This window comes from Variovorax sp. PBL-H6, assembly GCF_901827155.1.
In the GTDB taxonomy this organism is placed as follows: domain Bacteria; phylum Pseudomonadota; class Gammaproteobacteria; order Burkholderiales; family Burkholderiaceae_C; genus Variovorax.
In genome coordinates, this window is record NZ_LR594659.1 from 3,665,701 (window position 1) to 3,686,839 (window position 21,139).

Here is a 21,139-nt window from a genome sequence, read left to right on the forward strand (position 1 = left end):
CATTCGCGCCATGTCTGTTCGCCCTCTTTCGGAGTTCGTGATCCTGCATCTCGGACTCGGCTCCTTCCATCGCGCCCACCAGGCGGTTTACCTGCAGCAGCTGATCGAGGCCGGCGACGCCCGCTGGTCGCTCTCGGGCGCCAACCTTCGGCCCGACATGGCCGAGCTGCTGTCGGCGCTTCGCGCGCAGGACGGCTGCTACATGCTCGAGACCGTCTCACCCGCCGGCGACTATCGGTACCAGCGCATCGGCGCCATCCGGGAGGTCCTGGCCTGGGAACCGTCGCTTCGGGAGGTGATTGCGCGCGGAGCCGATCCGCGCACGCGCATCGTGTCCTTCACCGTCACCGAGGCAGGCTACTACCTCGACCCGCAGGACTGCCTCGATACACGCGACGCCGAGCTGGCCGATGACCTCGCGCGGGCGCGGCGCGGCGAGGCCGGCCAGACCATCTACGGCGCGGTCTGCGCGATCCTGCGCGCCCGCAGCGCGAACGCTGGTGCCGGCCCCCTGACACTGCTCAACTGCGACAACCTGCGCCACAACGGCGAACGCTTCCGCCGGGGGCTGCTGGAATTCATCGAGCAGGCGGGGCTGCCGGCGCTGGCAGCCTGGGTGCGCGAGAACACCACCTGCCCCAACGCAATGGTCGACCGCATCACGCCGCGCCCGCCGCCCGAGCTGCGCCAGCGCGTGCGCGAGGCGACCGGCTGGGACGACGCCGCGCCGGTCACCGCCGAGCGCTTCACGCAGTGGGTGATCGAGGACGACTTCATCCAAGGCCGGCCCGACTGGGCGCGCGTGGGCGTGGAACTGGTCGATTCGGTGGCACCCTACGAAGAAGCGAAGATCCGCATCCTCAACGCCAGCCACAGCTGCATCGCCTGGGCCGGCACGCTGGTCGGGCTGCAGTACATCCACGAGGGCACGCATACGCCGGCGATCCGGCAAATGGCCTTCGACTACGTGACGCACGATGTGATCCCCTGCCTGAACCGCGGCGGGCATCCGAGCCCGGTCGACCTGCCCGCGTACCGCGACGTCGTGCTCGAGCGCTTCGGCAATCCGGCCATTCGCGACACCAACCAGCGCGTGGCGATGGACGGCTTCTCGAAGATCCCGGGCTTCATCGCCCCGACGGTGCGCGAGCGCCTGGCGCACGGCGAGAGCATCCACAGCGTTGCGATGCTGCCGGCGCTCTTCCTCGCCTTCCTGCGGCGCTGGCATCAAGGCACCCTCCCCTACACCTACCAGGACCAGGGCATGGACAAAGCAACTGCGCACGCCATCTGCGATGCAGCCGATCCGGTCGCGGCACTGTGCGCCGACACCGGCCTGTGGGGCGACGCCGCCGGAGACACGCGGCTCGAACAGGCGGTGCGCGAAGCCGGCGCACGCGTTCGAACACTCATCGAAGGAGCGAGGGCATGACAGGGCGCCTCGAACAACGCCACGTGCTTGTGACCGGTGCCGGCGGCGGCATCGGGCTTGCGATCGCCGAAGCCAGCCTTGCCGAAGGTGCGCGGTGCACGCTCGTGGACCGCGCGCCCGCGCCTCCCGAAGCCGTGCAAAGCCTGCAGCGCAACCTCCCGAACCGGGTGGCCTACCTGCAGGCCGATGTCGCCGACACCGCATCGCTCGCCCGCCTCCTCGATGCGGCACAGGCGGCCAACGGGCCGGTGCACACGCTGGTCAACAACGCCGCCGTCTTCGACATGGCGCCGCTGCTGGAGAGCGACGAAGCCTCTTTCGATCGCTTGTTCGCAGTCAACGTGAAGGGCATGTTCTTCGTGATGCAGCACGTGCTGCGGCACATGGTCGATGCCGGCACGCCGGGCGCCTCGATCATCAACATGGCCTCGCAGGCCGGCCGGCGGGGCGAGGCGCTGGTGTCGCACTACTGCGCGACGAAGGCTGCCGTCATCAGCTACACGCAGAGCGCGGCGCTGGCGATGGCACCGCACGGCATCCGCGTGAACGCCATCGCGCCGGGCGTGGTCGACACGCCGATGTGGAGCCACGTGGATGCGCTGTTCGCGAAGTACGAAAGCCGCGCGCCGGGCGAGAAGAAGCGCCAGGTCGGCCTGGAGGTGCCGCTCGGCCGCATGGGCACGCCGGGCGACATCGCCGGCGCCGCCGTGTTCCTGGCCAGCGACGAGGCGCGCTACATCACGGCCCAGACGCTCAACGTCGACGGTGGTAACGTCATGAGCTGAAGGCGTGACTTCCCGTTCAGAGAGAAACCGGCCATGACATCGGTGCGCCACCGCAACCTGCCCCGCCAACGGCAACCCGAACTCGAGCGCGACATCACGCGCTCGCCGTCGCTGGGCTACGAGGCGCAGGAAGAATCGGGCCTGGTGCGCTGCCTCGCACACGGCTTTCCGAGTCCGCTGGTGCGCTGGCATTTCCATGAAGAGTACGAGCTGCACCTCATCACGGAGACTTCGGGCAAGGCCTTCATCGGCGACTGGATCGGACCCTTCTTGCCTGGTCACCTGGTGCTGTGCGGGCCGCGGCTGCCGCACAACTGGATCTCGCTCGACGCACCTGTGGGCGGCGCGGCCGGGCGCGACCGCGTGATCCAGTTCCGGCACGAGCCCATCGAACGCTCTGCCGCCGAGATTCCCGAACTGCGCGAGGTCATGCTGCTGCTCGAGCGCTCGCGCCATGGCATCGAGTTCTTCGGCATGGCCGAGCGCGCGCTGGCGCATTGGGACGCAGTCAAGGGCGCACGCGGGTTGCGCCGCTTCGGTCTTTTCTGCGCCTACCTCGCCGACCTGGCGCAATGCACCGACTACCGGCTGCTTTCCAACGTGCAGATGCAGGGCGTGGAGGGCGATGCCGGCGTGGACCAGATCAACGTCATCGTCGATCGCATCACCTCCAACCTGGCCGAGCCGATCGTGATGGCCGACATCGCCACCGAGCTGGGCATGAGCGAGAGCCGCTTCAGCCGGTTCTTCAAGCGCTCGACCGGCAACAGCTTTACCGATTTCGTGAACCGCGTGCGCATCAACAGCGCCTGCCACCTGCTGATGCAGACCGACCACTACGTGACCGACATCTGCTACCAGGTCGGCTTCAACAACGTCGCCAACTTCAACCGCCGCTTCCTGGAGATCAAGGGCATGACGCCGACCGAGTTCCGGCGCCAGAGCGACCACCGCTTCGGCGGCGGCTGAAGAGGGCCTGCGCTTGTACCTCGGACTCGATCTCGGCACCTCGGAGCTGAAGGCGCTGCTGCTGGCGCCGGACCACCGCATCGTCGCGCTGGCGCGAGCGCCGCTCACGGTCGACCGGCCGGCGCCGGTGTGTTCGGAACAGGCGCCCTCTCAATGGTGGGAGGCACTGCAAACCGTCATGGCCGAGTTGCGGCGCACGCAGGCTGCGGCCTTGTCGGTCGTGCGCGCCATCGGCCTGTCGGGCCAGATGCACGGTGCCGTGGCGATGGATGCGCAAGACCGCGTGCTGCGCCCCGCCATCCTCTGGAACGACGGCCGCAGTGCCGCCCAATGCCGCACGCTCGCCGCGCGCGTGCCGCGGCTGGGCGCCATCGCCGGCAATCTCGCAATGCCGGGCTTCACCGCACCCAAGCTGCTGTGGATGCGCGAGCACGAGCCCGAACTGTTCGCGCGCATCGCCCATGTGCTGCTGCCCAAGGACTGGCTGCGCTTCATGCTGAGCGGCGAGTTCGCGAGCGACATGTCGGATGCCTCGGGCACGCTGTGGCTGGACGTGGGCGCCCGCGACTGGTCCGACGAACTGCTGGGCGCCTGTGGACTGTCGCGCCTGCAGATGCCGCGACTGGTGGAAGGCAGCGCGCCCGCGGGGCGGCTCAAGCCCGAGCTCGCACAACGCTGGGGCATGGCCGCCAGCGTGACCATCGCCGGTGGTGCCGGCGACAACGCGGCCAGCGCGGTGGGCATGGGGCTGGTGGAAGCGGGACAGGGCTTCGTCTCGCTGGGCACCTCCGGCGTGATCTTCGTCTGCGGGGAGCGCTTCGAGCCGCGGCCCGAAGCCGCGGTGCATGCCTTCTGTCATGCGTTGCCTGGGCGCTGGCACCAGATGTCGGTGATGCTCTCGGCCTCCAGCGCCGTGAGCTGGGGCGCGCGCAGCTTCGGCCTCGGCAACGAGGCGGCGCTGCTCGCCGCGGCCGCGTCAGTGGGCGAAGAGGCGCGGCAACGCGCTCCGCTGTTCCTGCCCTACTTGTCGGGGGAACGCTCTCCGCACAACGATGCCGATGCGCAAGGTGTGCTGTTCGGCCTCACGCATGGGCACGGCCCGGCCGATGTCGCCTATGCAGTGGTCGAAGGCGTGAGCTTCGGGCTGCGCGACGGCCTCGACACGCTTGCCCGGCCGGCTGGCGATCTGGTGCTGGTCGGCGGCGGCGCGCGCAGCACCTGGTGGGCGCAACGGCTGGCCGATGTGCTGGACACGCCGCTCGCGATTTGCGAAGGCAGCGAAGCCGGCGGGGCGCTGGGCGCCGCGCGGCTGGCCTGGCTCTCGGACGGCGGCACGCTCCACGAGGTATGCCGCCGCCCCGTGCTGCGGCAGCGCTTCGAGCCGGCTCGATCGGCGGCGGACCGCCTTCGGGACCGGCATGCCCGCTTCAAGGCACTCTACGTCGGCCTGCGCCCACTCTTCGGCGCGAAGGATGAATGACATGTTCGTGGTCTGCGGCGAAGCGTTGATGGATGTCTATGTGCTGGGGACGACGCCCACAGGGCTGCAGCTGGATGCGCGCGTCGGCGGGTCGCCGTTCAACGTGGCCGTGGGTTTGTCGCGGCTGGGTCGCCGGGCGGCGCTGCTCACCGGCCTGTCGCGCGATGCGGCCGGGGAACGGCTGATGCACACGCTGTCTGCGGAACACGTCGACACGCACCTGGTGGTGCGCAGCGATGCGCCCACCACCCTGAGCGTGGTGAGCGTCGACGCGGCCGGCGTGCCCCACTACGCCTTCTACGGCCAAGGCACCGCAGACCGGGCCATCGACGATGACAGCCTGCCCGCCCTGCCGCCGGAAGTCCGGGTGCTGCAATTCGGGTCTTATGCGCTGGTGGTGGAGCCGGTCGGCAGCGCGTTGCGCAGCCTGGCTGCACGCGAGCACGACCGCTGTTTGGTGGCCTACGACCCCAATGTGCGGCTCAACGTCGAGCCCGACCTGGGGCGCTGGCGCACCACCGTCGAGGCCATGGCGGCGCTCTCGCACATCGTGAAGGTGAGCGACGAGGACCTGGGCTTGCTCTATCCGGATTCGGCGCCAGCCGAGGTGGCGCGGCGCTGGCTGTCTCTCGGTGTACGACTTGTCGTGCTCACGCGCGGCGCCCGGGGCAGCGAAGCCTGGACGCCATGCCAGCACGTTGCCGAAGCCGCGGCGCCGGTCGATGTGGTGGACACGGTCGGCGCTGGCGACACCTTTCAGGCGGCCCTGTTGACCTGGCTGGATGAAGAGCAGCTTCTGAGCATTGCGGAACTCGAAGCGCTCGATACGCAGCGGCTCGCGGAACTGCTGCGCTTTGCTGGGCGCGCCGCCGCGATCACCTGCTCGCGCCGCGGTGCCGACATGCCGCGTCGCAAGGAACTCCCGGGCAATTGATTGCTTCGGTTGCGCGCGCCGAAAACCGCTACAGGGTCGAGTGATCGGTGGTGAACAGGCACGAATCCACGTCTGACGCCGGCTTGCCCTTGTCACGCCCGGCAGTGGAGCGCGCCACAGGCGGCTCCGCCTCGCCCTCCCCGATGCCCACCGGCGCAGGCGGCTTGCCGAAAGGCGCCAGGCCCTGGACCACCCGCAGCGCCGAAGCCCCCTGGATCAGCGCCTCGGAATAGTCGGGCAGGCCCCGCGTCGAGGAATCCACCGGCCGGTAGACCAGGCACTCCTCGGAGTCCGCCTGCACAGCCTCCATCAAGATCCAATGAAATTCATTGGGTTCGAGTTCGAGAACGGTCAGGGCAAGGTCACGGAGCGCCATGGGGAAACCTCTTGTTTGAATGTCGCGAATTGTTACAGCCGGTTCATTATCGGCAAAGGTACTTTTGCACGGTGTCTCCTCCACATGAGGGAGACCGGCGCGACATACGTGAAAGGCGCCGCATTTGCGGCGCCTCCCATCAGCCCAGCCGGACCGGCACGAAGATCCGGTCGCCATCGCGCTGGATCAGGAGCGCGACGGATTTGTCGGCCTTCGCCGCGACCTCGCGCACCTGCTCCACCGTCTTGGCCGGCGTGCCGTTGATGGCCAGCAGCACGTCGCCGGGCTGCACGCCCGCCATCGCTGCAGGACCACCCGCGTCCTCGATCAGCAGGCCGGCATCAACGCGCGCCTCCCGCTTCTCCTGCGGCTGCAGGGGACGCAGCGCGAGGCCCAGCTTGCCGTGCCCTGCGGCGGCATCGTTCTTCGCCACCGCGCTCGTCTTGTCGCTCGCATTGCCGAGCTTGGCGCTGATTTCGTGGTGCTCCCCCTGGCGCCACACGTCCAGCGTGATGCGACTGCCCGGCTTTTTCTGGCCGATCAGCGCCGGCAGGTCGCCCGAGGCGACGATGGGCTCGCCATCGACCTTGCGGATCACGTCGCCCGAGCGCAGGCCGGCCTCGTCCGCCGGGCCGCCCTTCTCGACGTTGGACACCAGCGCGCCTTCCGGCTTGTCGAGCTTGAAGGAGTCGGCGAAGGCCTGGTTGACCTCCTGCACCGCCACGCCGAGCTTGGCATGGCTGACCTTGCCGGTGGCGACGATCTGGTCCTTGACCTGGATCGCGACATCGATCGGGATCGCGAACGACACACCCTGGTAGCCGCCGCTGCGGCTGTAGATCTGCGAGTTGATCCCCACCACCTCGCCGCGCGTGTTGAGCAGCGGCCCGCCCGAGTTGCCGGGGTTGATGGCCACGTCGGTCTGCAGGAAGGGCACGTAGCTGTCGTCGGGCAGCGAGCGGCCCTTGGCGCTCACCACGCCGGCCGTCACGGTGTTCTCGAAGCCGAAGGGCGAGCCGATGGCGAGCACCCATTCGCCCACCTTGAGGTCCTTGGTACTGCCCAGCTGGAGGGTCGGCAGGTTCCTGGCGTCGATCTTGAGCACGGCGATGTCGGTCTTGGGGTCCGACCCGAGCACCTTGGCGCGGAACTCGCGGCGGTCCGTGAGCTTGACCGTCACCTCGCTGGCATCCTTCACCACGTGTGCGTTGGTCAGGATGATGCCGTCTGCGTTGACGATGAAGCCCGAGCCCTGGCCGCGCACGGGGACCTCGCGCTGCTGGCCGCGTTGGCCGAACTGGCCGCCGAAACGACGGAAGAACTCGAACATCGGGTCGTCCGGGTCCATCCCGGCCACGCCCTCCAACGAGGTCTTGGTGGTGCCGGTCACGCTGATGTTGACCACGGCCGGACCGTCCCGCGAGGTGATGGTCGAGAAGTCGGGCATGGTGACGAGCGGAGCCGCGGCAGCAGGCGCCACTGCGGGCGCGCCTACGGCGCCGGCACTGGTGTAGGCGCCTGCGCCGACGGCGCCGATCACCCCGGCGGCCGCCAGCGCCGCAGCAAGGGCACGGGGAGAGTTCATACGGACATTCATGAGGACTCCTTTCGAGGTGTCAGTGGAAACACGATGAAAGGAAATGTCGCTCCGTTCGCTTAGGCTCCCCTTAAACGGCAGAGGGAAAAAGCAGCCTCACCCTAAGCCCGCCGAGGCTGTCCGAGCGCCCGATGTCCAGCGTCGCACCATGCTGGTCGGCGATCGACTTCACGATCGCCAGCCCCAGGCCGCTGCCCGACGCCTGCGAGTCGCCCACGCGGTAGAAGCGGTCGAGCGCGCGCTCGCGCTCCTCGACCGGCAGGCCCGGGCCGCTGTCCTCCACCACCAGTTCGGTGCCACCCGCCTGCTGCGCGATGCGAATGTCGACCCGCCCGCCCTCGGGCGTGTACTTGACCGCGTTGTCCAGCAGGTTGCGCAGCAGCGTGCGCAGGGCCTCGGGCCGGCCCTGTACTGGAGCCGCGTGCGCGCTGGCGATGCCGATGTCGATGCGCCTCGCCTGGGCAGCCGCGATGGCATCGGAGAGCGCGAGCCGCGCGACCTCCTGCAGCTCCACCGCTTCCGGCGGCGTGCCGGCCGCGGCGCTGGCCTCCTGCCGCGCCAGCGCGAGCATCTGCTCGACCAGCCGCGTCGCCCTGTCGATGCCCGCAGCCAGGCGGCTGGTGGCCAGCTCGCGCGCTGCGTCGTCGGGTGCCCGCTGCAAGCCCTGCACCTGCAGCTTCAGCGCGGCAAGTGGCGAGCGCAGCTCGTGCGCGGCATCGGCCACGAAATGCTTCTGCGCCTCGAAGGCCCGCCGCACGCGATCGAACAGCAGGTTGAGCTCGTGCACCAGCGGGCGGACCTCCTCCGGCAGGCCGCTCTCGCTCACGGGCGAGAGGTCGTCGGCCTGCCGCGCCGCCACCTGCCCGCGCACCCGCGCCACCGGCGCCAGCGAGTGGCTCACCACCCACCACACGACCAGCATGAGCAGCGGCGCCGCCAGCGCGATCGGCCCGACCGTGCGCAGCGCCAGCGTGCCGGCCATGTGGCGGCGTGCCGCCATGTCCTGAGCGACCTGGATCACCAGCGAGCGGGCCTGCAGCGAATAGACCCGGTAGGTGGTGCCGCGCGCCCTGACGTTCGAGAAACCCAGCACCGCCCGCTGCGGCAGCGCGGCCTGCGCAGCCGATTCGAAGACGAGCACGCCATCGGCCGTCCATACCTGCACGACGAACTCGAAGTTCTCCTCGCCGTCGCTCAGTCCTCCGACCGCCGCGCTCGGTGGCAGGCCGGCGCGCAGCGACAGGGCCATCTGCTGCATGTGGTAGTCGAAGATCTCGTCGGCTTCCTTCAGCACCGTGCGATAGGCGACGAAGGCCTGCGTGCCGGCGGCCAGCAAGATGGCCGCGAGCAGAAAGAGAAGCAGGCGCGCGCGTAAAGACTTCATTCCCTGGGCACCATGTACCCCACCCCCCGCACGTTGCGGATCAGGTCCGCACCCAGCTTCTTGCGCAGCCCGTGTACATAGACCTCGACCGCGTTGCTGCTGATCTCGTCCTTCCAGCCGTAGAGCTTTTCCTCGAGCTGGGCGCGCGACAGCACCATGCCGGGCCGGGCGATCAGGGGTTCGAGCACCGCCCATTCGCGCGCCGACAGGACCACCGGCTGGCCGTTGACCGAGACCTCGCGCGTGCTCGGGTGGATGCTCACGCCCATGTGCTCGTAGACCGGCTCGGCCCGCCCGGAGGCGCGCCGCAGCAAGGCGCGAATGCGCGCCAGCAGCTCGTCGAGGTCGTAGGGCTTGAGCACGTAGTCGTCGGCGCCGGCATCCAGGCCTTCGATGCGCTGCTGCACCGAGTCGCGCGCGGTGGCGATCAACACCGGCATGCGCTGCTTGCGGGCACGCAGCGCGCGCAGCACCTCGAGTCCGTCGCGGCGCGGCACGCCGAGGTCGAGCAGTACCAGGTCGTACTGCTGGGTGCGCAGCGCAGTGTCGGCGGCTTCGCCGTCCTTGACCCAGTCGACCGCGTAGTGCTCGGCCCGCAGCAGGTCCAGCACGGCCTCGCCGATCATCACGTCGTCTTCGAGCAGCAGCAGTCGCATGTTGAGAAGTCCGGCAAAGGCTTGTTCGAGATCGTAGCGGCAGCGAAGTTCAGAGCAGCGAACGCAGCTCGCGCGCCGCGTCGAACAACAGCGGCAGCAGGTCGCGGCGCAGCATCTCTTCCGGGCGTCGGCCGCCGGACAGCACGACGTTGAGCGCTGCCACGGTGCGGCCTTGCATGTTGCGCAAGGGCACGGCGAGCGCCTGCACGCCCAGCTCGTGTTCCTCGCTGGCGAAGCAATGGTCGTCCTTGCGAACCTGCACGATGCGCTGGCGCAAGAGGCGCGCAGTGGTGATGGTGTGCGGCGTAAGGCGCGGCAGCAGGCGGCCCTTGAGCCATTGCGAAAGTTGCGCCGGGCTCATCCCGGCCAGCAGCACGCAGCCGGTCGAGGTCGCGTGCGCAGGCAGGCGCGCGCCCAGGTGCAGCCCGTAGGCGAGCACGCGCGTCGGCGTGCCGTAGGCGCCGCTGCGCGCGACGATGACCACTTCCTCACCGTCGAGCACCACGGCCGAGAAAGACTCGCCGGTCTGCGCCGCCAGCCGGTTCAGCGTGGGCTGGAGCGTGCGCGGCAAACGCGAGGAGGCCAGGTAGCTGCCCGAGAAGCGCAGCACCTTCGGCGCCATCCAGAAGTAGCTGCCATCGGTCTCGAGGTAGCCCAGGTGCGCGAGCGTGAGCAGGTGGCGCCGGGCGGCCGCGCGCGTGAGGCCGGCGCGCTCGGCTGCCAGGGTGGCATTGAGGCGCTGACGCTCGGTGTCGAAGCTCTCGAGCACGGCCATGCCCTTGGCGATGCCCTCGATGAAGTCCGGCTTGGCAATGGTCACGGCGGGTCGGCAATACTGAACTCTTGCGCGATCATCGCGCAAGCGGCCGCATCATCGCACAGAGGATGGTGCCGGGGCGGTGCGGGGAGGACCGTCCGGTCCTACGCTTCAGGCTGACATCCAGGAGACTCTCATGCGTACCCAAGTCGCCATCATCGGCGCCGGCCCGGCCGGCCTGCTGCTCGGACAACTGCTCTTCAAGGCCGGCATCGACAACGTCATCGTCGAGCGCCAGACCGGCGCCTACGTGCTGGGCCGCATCCGCGCCGGCGTGCTGGAGCAGGTCACGATGGACTTGCTGGCGCGAGCCGGCGTCGACGCCCGCGCCAAGGCCGAGGGGCTGCCGCACGAGGGCATCGAACTGCTGTTCAAGGGCGCGCGCCACCGCATCGACCTGCACGGCCTGACCGGCGGCAAGCAGGTCACGGTGTATGGGCAGACCGAGGTCACGCACGACCTGATGAATGCGCGCGAGGCCGAGGGCCTGACGACGGTCTACGGCGCATCGCAAGTCAGCCTGCATGGCTTCGACGGCGAGCGGCCGATGGTGCGCTACGAGAAGGACGGCGCCACCCACCAGATCGAATGCGACTTCATCGCCGGCTGCGACGGCTACCACGGCGTGAGCCGAGCCAGTGTGCCGGCAGGCGCGATACACACCTACGAGAAGGTCTACCCGTTCGGATGGCTGGGCGTGCTGGCCGACGTGCCGCCGGTGTCGCACGAGCTGATCTACGCCAACACGCAGCGCGGATTCGCGCTGTGCAGCATGCGCAGTCCAACCCGCAGCCGCTACTACGTCCAGGTGCCGGTCGAGGAGCGCATCGAGAACTGGAGCGACGACGCCTTCTGGAACGAGCTGCGGCTGCGGTTGGACCCGGAGGCGCGCGAGCGGCTGGTGACCGGTCCTGCGCTTGAAAAGAGCATCGCCCCGCTGCGCAGCTTCGTTGCCGAGCCGATGCGTTTCGGACGGCTGTTCCTGGCGGGCGACGCGGCGCACATCGTGCCGCCGACCGGCGCGAAAGGTCTGAACCTGGCGACCGCCGATGTCGGTTTCCTGTCGCGCGCCCTCGAGGTCTTCTACCGCGAGCACAGCGATTCGGCGCTCGACCGCTACTCCGAGCTCTGCCTGCGCCGGATCTGGAAGGCCGAGCGCTTCTCGTGGTGGTTCACCTCGCTCATGCACCGATTCCCGGATACCGGCGAGTTCGGGCAAAAGATCCAGGAGGCCGAACTCGACTACCTGGTGCACTCGCACGCGGCTTCGACCTCGGTGGCGGAGAACTACGTAGGCCTCCCGCTGGAGGACTTCTGAGCGTCAGGGTCCAGGCTGCATCAGCTGCCAGATGCGCGCCGGTGTAAGCGGCATGTCGAGGCGCGGCGCGAGCCCGGCCATGCCGTTGCGCGCGAAAGCGTCGGCCACCGCATTGACCACCGCGGGCGTGGCGCCGATGGTGCCGAGCTCGCCTACCCCCTTCACACCCAGCGGGTTGTTCAGACAGGGCGTGCTCTGGTCCATCTCGGTCTTGAACATCGCGGCCGCGATGTCGGCGCGTGGCGCCGCGTAGTCCATCAGGCTTCCGGTGAGCGGCTGACCGGTCTCGGCGTCGTAGACCACGCGCTCGCACAGCGCCTGTCCGAGGCCTTGCACGGCGCCGCCCTCGAGCTGGCCGCGCACGATCAGCGGGTTGATCACCCGGCCCACGTCGTTGACGGACGCATACGCCATGACGCCGATCTCGCCCGTTGCCGGATCGATCTCCACTTCGCAGACGTGGCAGCCGTTCGGCCATGTCGGGCCGGCGACGGCACTGGTGGAGTCGACGAAGATCTGCCGCTCCGGCTGCCGGCCGGCAAGCGCGAACAAGTCCAGTGCCAGGTCGGTGCCGGCCACCTTGAAGAGCCCCGCCTCGTACTGGACATCTTCCGGCGCCACCTCGAGCTCCTGGGCCGCGAGGGCGCGGGCCCTGTCGATGGCGCGCTCCGATCCCACGCGCACGGCCGAGCCGCCGGTGAAGATGGAGCGCGAACCGGCGCTGCCGAAGCCGTCACCGCGGTCGGTGTCGCCCAGCACGATGCGCACCTTCTCGATGGGGAGGCCGAAGGCATCGACGACCAGTTGGGCCAGGGTGGTCGCGATGCCCTGCCCCATCGCGTTGACGGCCGAGAACACCTCGACGACCCCATCGGCCTGCACCGAGACTGTCACCCGCTCCTCGAACACATTCCCACCGGTCCACTCCAGGAAGGTCGCGATGCCCAGACCGCGCAAAAGGCCCCGGCGTTCCGAATCGGCTGCGCGCGCGTCGAAACCCTGCCAGTCGGCCAAGGCCAGCGCCTGGTCCATGACCGACTCGAAGCGGCCGGTGTCGTAGGTTTGCTGCATCGGGTTGGTATAGGGCATCTGCGCCGGCTGGATGAAGTTGCGCCGGCGCAGCTCGATGCGGTCGATGCCGATCTGGCGCGCGGCCTCGTCCATCAGCCGCTCGATGGTGTAGATCGCCTCGGGACGGCCGGCGCCTCGGTAGGCACCCGTCGGCGCCGTGTTGGTGAGCACCGCCAGGAAGTGGAAGTCGATGGTCTGGATGTCATAGACACTCGTCTGCACCCACGGGCCGATCAGCAGTTGGATGGCAACGCCGGTGCCGGTGGCGTACGCACCCACGTTGGCCAAGGTACGGATGCGCAGGGCGAGGATCTTGCCGGTGGCATCGAGCGCGAGCTCGGCGCGGGCCTCGATGTCGCGCCCGTGCGAGCTCGAGACGAATTCCTCGCTGCGGTCCGCCACCCACTTCACAGGGCGGCGCAGCTGGTGCGCCGCGAAGGCCACGACGATGTCCTCTGGATAGGCGCCCGTCTTCATCCCGAAACCGCCGCCCACGTCGCCCACCACCACGCGGACCTGCTCGGCGGCCAGGCCGATGGCGTCGCACACCGAGTTGCGCACGCCCGAGGGCATCTGGGTGCTCATCCGGAGGGTGAGGCGCCCGGAGTCCGGCTCGGCATGGGCCAGCACCGAGCGAGGCTCGATCGTGAGCGCGACCACCCGCTGGTTGACCACGTCCAGCGCGACGACGTGGTCGGCGCGTGCGAAGGCGGCGCTGGCCGCCTCGGCGCTGCCGTGGCGCATCTCGGCGGCGATATTGCCAGTTGCTTCGCCCCAGACCAGCGGCGCGCCCTCCGCCGCGGCGGCCTGCGTGTCCACCACCATCGGGAGCTCCTCGTAGTCGACCATCACGGCTTCGCCGGCGTCGCGCGCCTGTGCCGCCGTTTCGGCGATCACGGCGGCCACCGGCTCGCCGACGAAGCGAACCGTGTCGATCGCGAGCACATGCCGCGGCGGCGATGCGCAAGCGGCACCGTCGGCCCGCTTGAAGGCGACGGCGCCCGGGATCGGCTTGACGCCGGCCTGCTGCAGATCGGCGCCCGTCAGCACGCGCAGGACGCCGGGCATCGCTACCGCGGCAGCGACATCGATGGTCGCCAACCGGGCATGCGGGTACGGGGAACGCACGAAGAACAGATGGGTCTGATGCGGTAACGTGACGTCGTCGGTGTAGCGTCCGGCGCCGGCCAGGAGGCTCTCGTCCTCGAGCCGCCGTACGGCCTGGCCGCTGCCGAAGCGCATGGGATTCGTTTCTGTTGTCACCTGGGTCCTCTTTCCGTTGTACGCGGGCGGCGAATCAAGGGGACGACTATATGAGCACCTGTGCTTTCGCGCTTCCGACGACATCGCGCACTGCCGAAGCCGTGTATACCTCCGACCATGCAATTGCCCTGGCTCGCCCCCGGTGACCCGCTGCCTGACGCCGCGTTGGCGTGGGGCGAATCCGATCCCGTTCCCGGCTTGCTGGCAGCCGGCGGCGGGCTCGACGTCGCCAGCCTGCTGCAGGCCTATGCGCACGGCATTTTTCCGTGGTTCAGCGAAGGCCAGCCCATTCTCTGGTGGAGCCCGGACCCGCGCATGGTGCTGGACGTCGAGCGCTTCAGGCTGCACCGCTCGCTGCGCAAGACGCTGGAGCGCTTCCGCGGTGCCACTGCCTGCGAGATCCGGATCGACCATGGCTTCGAGACGGTGATCAAGGCCTGCGCGCAGGCCCCGCGCGCCGGCCAGACCGGCACCTGGATCCTGCCCGAGATGGTGCGCGCCTACACGGCGCTGCACCTGGCCGGGCATGCGCACAGCGTCGAGACCTGGATCAATGGCGAGCTCGCCGGCGGGCTGTACTGCATCGGGATCGGGCGCGCCGTGTTCGGCGAATCGATGTTCGCGTGGCGGCCCGACGCCTCCAAGATCGCGCTCGCCGCGCTGGTCTCGTTCTGCCGTCGGCACGGCATCGCAATGATCGATTGCCAGCAGAACACCAGCCACCTGGCCAGCCTGGGCGCCCGGGAGATGCCGCGCGCGCTCTTTCTCTCACACGTGGCGAGGGCTCGTCATCTGGCGGAGCCACAGTGGCGTTTCGAGCCCGTATACTGGTCCGAACTCCTGCCTGCGCGAACTTCCCTTCCGACGTGACGCACCTCAAGGATCTTCCGCTCCACACGCTGCAGTTCTACGCGACGGCGCCCTATCCGTGCAGCTACCTGCCGGACCGGCAGGCCCGCTCGCAGGTCGCCACGCCCAGCCACCTGATCCATAACGACGCGTACTCGGACCTGGTGCTCAGCGGCTTCCGCCGCAGCGGAATGTTTACCTACCGGCCCCATTGCGATGGTTGCAGTGCCTGCGTACCGCTGCGCGTGCTGGCCGGCGCCTTCAAGCCCAACCGCAGCCAGCGCCGCGCGCAGGCGCGCCATGCCAACCTGCAGGCGCGCGTGCTGAAGCTCTGCTTCGTGCCCGAGCACTACCAGCTCTACCTGCGCTACCAGAACGGCCGCCATGCCGGCGGGGGCATGGATCATGACAGCATCGACCAGTACACCCAGTTCCTGCTGCAGAGCCGGGTCAACTCCAGGCTGGTGGAGTTCCGCGAGACCTGCCCGGACGGCAGCCCGGGCGCGCTGAAGATGGTGTCCATCCTCGACGTGCTGAACGACGGGCTGTCGGCGGTCTACACCTTCTACGAGCCCGAGCCGGGTGCGGGCTATGGAAACTACAGCGTGCTGTGGCAGATCGAGCAGGCCCGCCAGCTGGGCCTGGCCCACGTCTATCTCGGCTATTGGATCCAGGGCAGCACCAAGATGAATTACAAAGCGCGCTTCGCGCCGCACGAGATTCTGATCGGCGGCCGCTGGCAAGCGCCGGTCGATTTCACCAAGTAAAATCGCAACCGGTTCCCCCCAACCGCGTTGCCCATGAGAAAACCCCAATCAGACATTCCGGCCACGCCGGTCATCCAGGTGATCGAGCGCATGTTCTCGCTGATCGACGTGCTCGCCTCCCGTGAAGAAGCCATTTCGCTGAAGGAAATCAGCGAAAAGACGGGCCTGCATCCATCCACCGCCCACCGCATCCTGAACGACCTGGCTGTCGGGCGTTTCGTCGACCGGCCGGAAGCCGGAAGCTACCGGCTCGGCATGCGTCTGCTGGAGCTGGGCAATCTGGTGAAGGGGCGGCTGAACGTGCGTGACGCCGCGATGGTGCCGATGCGTGAACTGCACAAGCTGACGCAGCAGCCCGTCAACCTCAGCATGCGCCAGGGCGACGAGATCGTCTACATCGAGCGTGCCTACAGCGAGCGCTCGGGCATGCAGGTGGTCCGGGCCATCGGTGGTCGGGCGCCGCTGCACCTGACCTCCACAGGAAAGCTCTTCCTGGCCGTGGACGAACCGCAGCGCGTGCGCAGCTACGCCACCCGCACGGGCCTTGCCGGCCATACGCGCAACAGCATCACGCAGCTGCCTGCCCTGGAACGGGAGCTATCGAAGGCGCGCCAGTACGGCATCGCCCGGGACAACGAGGAGCTGGAGCTCGGCGTGCGCTGCATGGCCGCCGGCATCTACGACGATCAAGGAAAACTGGTGGCCGGCTTGTCGATCTCGGCGCCCGCGGACCGGCTCGACGACGGCTGGCTTCCGAAGCTGCAGGCAACCGCCAACGAGATCTCCAGCGCGCTCGGCTACAACGCCGCTACACCGCCTGCTGGCTGAAAACAGCCGCTAACGCTGAAGCTTCTGCCGGCAGGAGACGAAGGGTCAGCCTGCGATGTGGGCCGTGAGGGACGGCTGGGGCGTGGCCGATGCCGGATTGATCATGTGATGGTTGGCTTCGACCCAGCGCCGCACGCGCTCTGCATCGGCGATGCGACCGAGCTTGCCGGCAGAATCCAGGAACACCATGATCAGCTTGCGGCCGGCTATCCGGGCCTGCATCACCAGGCACTGGCCAGCCTCGGAGATGTAGCCGGTCTTCTGGAGCCCGATGTCCCAGTCCGGACTCTTGACCAGGCGGTTGGTGGTGTTGTACTGGAGCACGCGGTTGCCGACCTCGACCTGGTACTCGGGCGAGGTCGAGAGCTGGCGCACCGTCGCGTCGGCGTAGGCGGCATTGACGAGCAGCGCCAGGTCCTGTGCGCTCGACTGGTTGCTGCTCGAAAGACCGGTAGGCTCGACGTAGCGCGTGTCCTTCATGCCGAGCATCTTCGCCTTGGCATTCATCACGCTCACAAAGGTCGCCATGCCGCCCGGATAGGTGCGGCCGAGGGCGTGCGCGGCGCGGTTCTCGCTGGACATCAGCGCCAGGTGCAACATTTCGCCGCGGGGAAGCGTAGTGCCGACGGTCAGCCGCGAGCGGCTCCACTTTTCGGTGTCGACGTCGTCCTGCGTGATGGTGATCAGTTCGTCGGAAGGCAGATGGGCTTCGCTGATGAGCAGCCCGGTCATGAGCTTGGTGAGTGATGCGATCGGCAGCACGACGTTGTCATTCTTGCTGAAGAGGACTTCGCGCGTGTCCTGATCGATCACCAGCGCCACGCTGGACCTCAGGTCGAGCGCATCCTCTGTGCTGTGCAGACCGGCGAGCTGGCCGAAGGACTGCCGCGCCGCGACCTCGGGCACACGCACGATCGAGCGCCGCTGCACGGCCACGACCGTCTTGCCGCCGCGCTTGCGAATCGAAGCCACAACATTGCGTCCGCCGCTCACCACCCGATCCGACTGCTCGCCCTTGCTGCTGCGCTTGCTGGAGACCGCACTGCGCTTGGACGCCACGCTGGCCTTGCCGTCGTCGGCGACCTGCGCCTTCTTGCTGGCCGGCGCCTTCTTGCCGGCCTCGGCCGCAGGCAACAAAAACGCCGTGGCGCAGAGCGCGACGGCGATGAGGCGAAGGGTGGCAAGAGCGGGAAGAAACCGCTGGCTGGAAACTCGGTAGGAACGGGCTTCGGGCATCAAAAAACTCCAGCGGCGATTAACAGGTATCGCAGTGTATCGAAATCAAAAAAGACACGCAATATCAGTTACTTGCATTCCCTTCTTCATTCAGAACAAAGGATACCTCCAACAACTAACCTTGCGCAGCCACTCTCTCAGCTTGGCTCTGCAACTTGTTGAGAGCACTCAAATAAGCCTTGGCCGAAGCCACCACGATATCGGGATCCGCACCGACGCCATTGACAACGCGGCCCGCGTTCTGCAGACGAACCGTGACCTCGCCCTGGCTCTCGGTCGACCCGCTGATCGCATTCACCGAATAGAGCACCATCTCGGCCCCGCTCTTCACGTGGACCTCGATCGCCTTCAGCGACGCATCGACCGGACCATTGCCATCCGACTCGCTCGTGACTTCCTTGCCAAGCACCGTGAACACGATGCGCGCCTGGGGGCGCTCGCCGGTTTCGCTGTGCTGCGACAAGGATACAAAACCAAACTGCTCCGCAACGTGCGAATGCTCCTCGGCGCTTACAAGTGCGAGGATGTCTTCGTCAAATATTTCGCTTTTTCTGTCGGCGAGTTCCTTGAAGCGGGCGAAGGCGGCGTTGATATCGACCTCGCTCTCCATCGCGACGCCCAGTTCCTGCAGGCGCTGCTTGAAGGCATTGCGGCCGCTGAGCTTGCCCAGCACGATCTTGTTGGCGGTCCAGCCCACGTCTTCCGCGCGCATGATTTCGTAGGTATCGCGCGCCTTCAGCACGCCGTCCTGGTGGATGCCGGAAGCATGGGCGAAGGCATTGGCACCCACCACCGCCTTGTTGGGTTGCACCACGAAGCCGGTGGTCTGGCTCACCATGCGGCTCGCCGCCACGATATGCCGTGTGTCGATGCCGAGCTCCAGACCGAAATAATCCTTTCGTGTCTTCACCGCCATGACGATTTCCTCGAGCGAGCAGTTGCCGGCGCGCTCGCCCAGGCCGTTGATGGTGCATTCCACCTGCCGCGCCCCGCCGATCTTCACGCCGGCCAGCGAGTTGGCCACCGCCATCCCGAGGTCGTTGTGGCAATGCACGGACCAGACCGCCTTGTCGCTGTTCGGGATGCGCTCGCGCAGCGTTTTGATGAAATTGCCGTAGAGCTCGGGAATGGCATAGCCCACGGTATCCGGCACGTTGATGGTGGTCGCGCCCTCGCTGATCACGGCCTCGAGCACCCGGCACAGGAAGTCGGGGTCGCTGCGGTAGCCGTCCTCCGGGCTGAACTCGACGTCGCCGATCAGGTTGCGGGCAAAGCGGACTGAAAGCTTCGCCTGCTCGAACACCTCGTCGGGCGTCATGCGCAGCTTCTTCTCCATGTGCAGCGGCGACGTCGCGATGAAGGTGTGGATGCGGCCGTTGGCCGCTCCCTTCAAGGCCTCGGCGGCGCGCGAGATGTCGCGGTCGTTGGCTCGCGAGAGCCCGCAGATGGTCGATTCCCTGATCGCACCGGCGATTGCCGCGACGGCCTCGAAATCACCGTTCGAACTGGCCGGGAAACCCGCCTCGATGACGTCGACCCGCAGGCGCTCGAGCTGGCGCGCGATGCGCAGCTTCTCGTCCTTGGTCATCGAGGCACCGGGCGACTGTTCGCCGTCGCGCAAGGTCGTATCGAAAATAATGAGCTTGTCGGCCATCGCGGATCTCCTTGGTTTTCAGGCGGCTTCAACCGCCGATTGTGCGCTGTGGGCGCCCTGCGCTCGCGCCCGCTCGAGGCCCGAAACGATAGCCTTGAGCGAGGCCGAGACGATGTCGGCGTCCTTGCCGACGCCGAACAGCGTGCGGGTCTCGTCGACCCGGAGCTCGAGGTAGGCGAAGGCTTGCGCATCGGCGCCGGCGCCGATCGCATGCTGGTGGTAGTCGATCACGCGGATCGAATGCCCGGTGGCTTCGGCCAGCGCGTGGATGAAGGCGTCGATCGGCCCGTTGCCCTGGCCCTCGATGCGGCGGATCTCGCCGGCCCACGGCAGGTCGGCGCGCAGCACGACCGAAGCGTCGGCGCCCTCGCCCCGCTCCTCGAGCACGCGATGCTGGGGACCGGCGCCCTCGACGATGCGGTACTCGCGCTCGAACAGCTGCCAGAGGTCCGCCGCCGTGAGCTCCTTGCCGGCAACATCCATCACGCGCTGGACCACCTGGCTGAATTCCATCTGCAAGCGGCGCGGCAGCTCGAGCCCATACTCGCTTTCGAGCAGATAGGCGATCCCGCCCTTGCCCGACTGGCTGTTGACGCGGATCACCGCCTCGTAGCTGCGGCCCACGTCCTTGGGATCGATCGGGAGGTACGGCATCTCCCAGAGGTCGCCGTCCTTGCGGGCCGCGAAGGCCTTCTTGATCGCGTCCTGGTGCGAGCCCGAGAAGGAGGTGTAGACCAGGTCGCCCGCATAGGGGTGGCGCGGATGCACCGGCAGCTGGTTGCAATGCTCCACGGTCGCGCGGATCTCGTCGATGTTCGAGAAGTCCAGCCCGGGCGACACGCCCTGCGTGTACAAATTGAGGGCAACGTTCACGAGGTCGAGGTTGCCGGTGCGCTCGCCGTTGCCGAACAGGCAGCCTTCGATGCGCTCGGCGCCTGCCATCAAGGCGAACTCGCCGGCGGCAGTACCCGTACCGCGGTCGTTGTGCGGATGGACGCACAGCACGATCGAATCGCGCCTCGCCAGGTTGCGGTGCATCCACTCGATCATGTCGGCGAAGATGTTCGGCGTGGAGTGCTCCACGGTCGATGGCAGGTTGACGATGCACTTGCGCCGGGGCGTCGGCGCCCAGACTTCGGTGACCGCATCCACGACGCGCTTGGAGAAGGCCAGGTCGGTGCCGGAGAACATCTCGGGCGAGTACTGGAACGTCCATTGCGTGGCCGGCTGCTTCGCGGCCAATTCGTTGAACATGCGCGCGTGCGAGGTGGCCAGTTCCACGATCTGGTCCTCGTCCATGCCGAGCACCACCCGGCGCATGACGGGCGCCACCGCGTTGTACAGGTGCACGATCGCGCGCGGCGCGCCCTGGAGCGACTCGAAGGTGCGCTCGATCAAGTGATCGCGCGCCTGCGTCAGCACCTGGATCGTCACGTCGTCGGGAATGCGGTCTTCCTCGATCAGCTTGCGCACGAAGTCGAATTCGATCTGCGAGGCCGAGGGAAAGCCGACTTCGATTTCCTTGAAGCCGATGGCCACCAGCGTCTCGAACATGCGCATCTTTCGAGCGATGTCCATCGGCTCCACGAGCGCCTGGTTGCCGTCGCGCAGATCGGTCGACAGCCAGATCGGGGCCTGGGTCAGCACGGCATCGGGCCAGGTGCGGTCCTTGAGGCCAATGGGTGCGAAGGCGCGGTACTTGCGGTCGGGTTGCTTCAACATC

The 21,139-nt window shown here is 67.9% G+C and carries 18 protein-coding genes; 9 read left to right on the forward strand and 9 right to left on the reverse strand.

The annotated features are described in order from the left end of the window. Nucleotides 1-10 precede the first annotated feature (10 nt). From dalD to G3W89_RS17315, 5 genes are read left to right on the forward strand one after another with little or no spacing between them, the layout of a single operon-like run. Complete coding sequence (gene dalD, locus G3W89_RS17295; protein WP_174258268.1) at nucleotides 11-1,432, forward strand: D-arabinitol 4-dehydrogenase; 1,422 nt, start codon at nucleotides 11-13, stop codon at nucleotides 1,430-1,432. Beyond that, nucleotides 1,429-2,217, forward strand: coding sequence for an L-iditol 2-dehydrogenase (locus G3W89_RS17300; RefSeq protein WP_162575334.1), 789 nt, complete (start codon nucleotides 1,429-1,431; stop codon nucleotides 2,215-2,217). The genes dalD and G3W89_RS17300 overlap by 4 nt, the downstream gene beginning before the upstream one ends. A 33-nt stretch (nucleotides 2,218-2,250) precedes the next feature. Then, entirely contained in the window at nucleotides 2,251-3,186 is a 936-nt protein-coding gene (locus tag G3W89_RS17305) for an AraC family transcriptional regulator (protein ID WP_162575335.1), read from the forward strand. A gap of 13 nt (nucleotides 3,187-3,199) precedes the next feature. After that, on the forward strand, nucleotides 3,200-4,666 hold the full coding sequence (gene xylB / locus G3W89_RS17310; protein WP_162575336.1) for a xylulokinase: 1,467 nt from the start codon (nucleotides 3,200-3,202) through the stop codon (nucleotides 4,664-4,666). Then, a complete protein-coding gene (locus G3W89_RS17315) occupies nucleotides 4,659-5,600 on the forward strand; it encodes a carbohydrate kinase family protein (RefSeq protein WP_332107445.1) in 942 nt (313 codons plus the stop codon). The genes xylB and G3W89_RS17315 overlap by 8 nt, the downstream gene beginning before the upstream one ends. 28 nt (nucleotides 5,601-5,628) lie before the next feature. Here G3W89_RS17315 and G3W89_RS17320 read toward each other — a convergent pair whose 3' ends face one another. The 5 genes from G3W89_RS17320 to G3W89_RS17340 all read right to left on the reverse strand — a co-directional run bounded on the left by G3W89_RS17320 (nucleotide 5,629) and on the right by G3W89_RS17340 (nucleotide 10,433). Then, the gene (locus G3W89_RS17320) at nucleotides 5,629-5,976 is read right to left on the reverse strand and encodes a hypothetical protein (protein WP_162575337.1); all 348 of its coding nucleotides are present in this window, start codon (nucleotides 5,974-5,976) and stop codon (nucleotides 5,629-5,631) included. A 139-nt stretch (nucleotides 5,977-6,115) separates the two neighbouring features. After that, nucleotides 6,116-7,573 (reverse strand): DegQ family serine endoprotease, encoded by a 1,458-nt coding sequence (locus G3W89_RS17325; protein WP_162575338.1) that lies wholly within the window; start codon nucleotides 7,571-7,573, stop codon nucleotides 6,116-6,118. A 70-nt stretch (nucleotides 7,574-7,643) separates the two neighbouring features. Beyond that, nucleotides 7,644-8,957, reverse strand: coding sequence for an ATP-binding protein (locus G3W89_RS17330; RefSeq protein WP_162575339.1), 1,314 nt, complete (start codon nucleotides 8,955-8,957; stop codon nucleotides 7,644-7,646). Next, the gene (locus G3W89_RS17335; RefSeq protein ID WP_162575340.1) at nucleotides 8,954-9,613 is read right to left on the reverse strand and encodes a response regulator; all 660 of its coding nucleotides are present in this window, start codon (nucleotides 9,611-9,613) and stop codon (nucleotides 8,954-8,956) included. The genes G3W89_RS17330 and G3W89_RS17335 overlap by 4 nt, the downstream gene beginning before the upstream one ends. Nucleotides 9,614-9,662: 49 nt before the next feature. Then, nucleotides 9,663-10,433, reverse strand: a complete 771-nt coding sequence (locus G3W89_RS17340; protein WP_162575341.1) for an IclR family transcriptional regulator domain-containing protein — start codon at nucleotides 10,431-10,433, stop codon at nucleotides 9,663-9,665. Nucleotides 10,434-10,566: 133 nt separating this feature from the next. On the opposite strand from G3W89_RS17340, the gene pobA reads away from it, so the two are divergent. Further along, the gene (pobA, locus tag G3W89_RS17345) at nucleotides 10,567-11,748 is read left to right on the forward strand and encodes a 4-hydroxybenzoate 3-monooxygenase (protein ID WP_162575342.1); all 1,182 of its coding nucleotides are present in this window, start codon (nucleotides 10,567-10,569) and stop codon (nucleotides 11,746-11,748) included. Nucleotides 11,749-11,751: 3 nt separating this feature from the next. On the opposite strand, the gene G3W89_RS17350 is transcribed toward pobA, so the two are convergent. Then, the gene (locus G3W89_RS17350) at nucleotides 11,752-14,082 is read right to left on the reverse strand and encodes a xanthine dehydrogenase family protein molybdopterin-binding subunit (protein ID WP_162575343.1); all 2,331 of its coding nucleotides are present in this window, start codon (nucleotides 14,080-14,082) and stop codon (nucleotides 11,752-11,754) included. Nucleotides 14,083-14,199: 117 nt separating this feature from the next. Here G3W89_RS17350 and aat point away from each other — a divergent pair, with 117 nt between their 5' ends. From aat to G3W89_RS17365, 3 genes are read left to right on the forward strand one after another with little or no spacing between them, the layout of a single operon-like run. After that, nucleotides 14,200-14,952, forward strand: coding sequence for a leucyl/phenylalanyl-tRNA--protein transferase (aat, locus tag G3W89_RS17355; RefSeq protein ID WP_162575344.1), 753 nt, complete (start codon nucleotides 14,200-14,202; stop codon nucleotides 14,950-14,952). After that, on the forward strand, nucleotides 14,949-15,698 hold the full coding sequence (locus tag G3W89_RS17360; protein ID WP_162575345.1) for an arginyltransferase: 750 nt from the start codon (nucleotides 14,949-14,951) through the stop codon (nucleotides 15,696-15,698). Before aat ends, G3W89_RS17360 begins: the two co-directional genes overlap by 4 nt. 33 nt (nucleotides 15,699-15,731) lie before the next feature. Beyond that, nucleotides 15,732-16,526, forward strand: coding sequence for an IclR family transcriptional regulator (locus G3W89_RS17365; protein WP_162575346.1), 795 nt, complete (start codon nucleotides 15,732-15,734; stop codon nucleotides 16,524-16,526). 45 nt (nucleotides 16,527-16,571) lie between these two features. On the opposite strand, the gene G3W89_RS17370 is transcribed toward G3W89_RS17365, so the two are convergent. The 3 genes from G3W89_RS17370 to leuA all read right to left on the reverse strand — a co-directional run bounded on the left by G3W89_RS17370 (nucleotide 16,572) and on the right by leuA (nucleotide 21,138). Continuing rightward, nucleotides 16,572-17,762, reverse strand: a complete 1,191-nt coding sequence (locus G3W89_RS17370) for a serine hydrolase (RefSeq protein ID WP_162575347.1) — start codon at nucleotides 17,760-17,762, stop codon at nucleotides 16,572-16,574. A gap of 115 nt (nucleotides 17,763-17,877) precedes the next feature. Continuing rightward, nucleotides 17,878-19,416 carry a 2-isopropylmalate synthase gene (locus G3W89_RS17375; RefSeq protein ID WP_162575348.1) on the reverse strand — a complete coding sequence of 513 codons (1,539 nt, stop codon included), beginning with the start codon at nucleotides 19,414-19,416 and terminating at the stop codon, nucleotides 17,878-17,880. 18 nt (nucleotides 19,417-19,434) lie between these two features. Next, nucleotides 19,435-21,138 carry a 2-isopropylmalate synthase gene (leuA, locus tag G3W89_RS17380; RefSeq protein ID WP_162575349.1) on the reverse strand — a complete coding sequence of 568 codons (1,704 nt, stop codon included), beginning with the start codon at nucleotides 21,136-21,138 and terminating at the stop codon, nucleotides 19,435-19,437. Nucleotide 21,139: the final 1 nt, after the last annotated feature.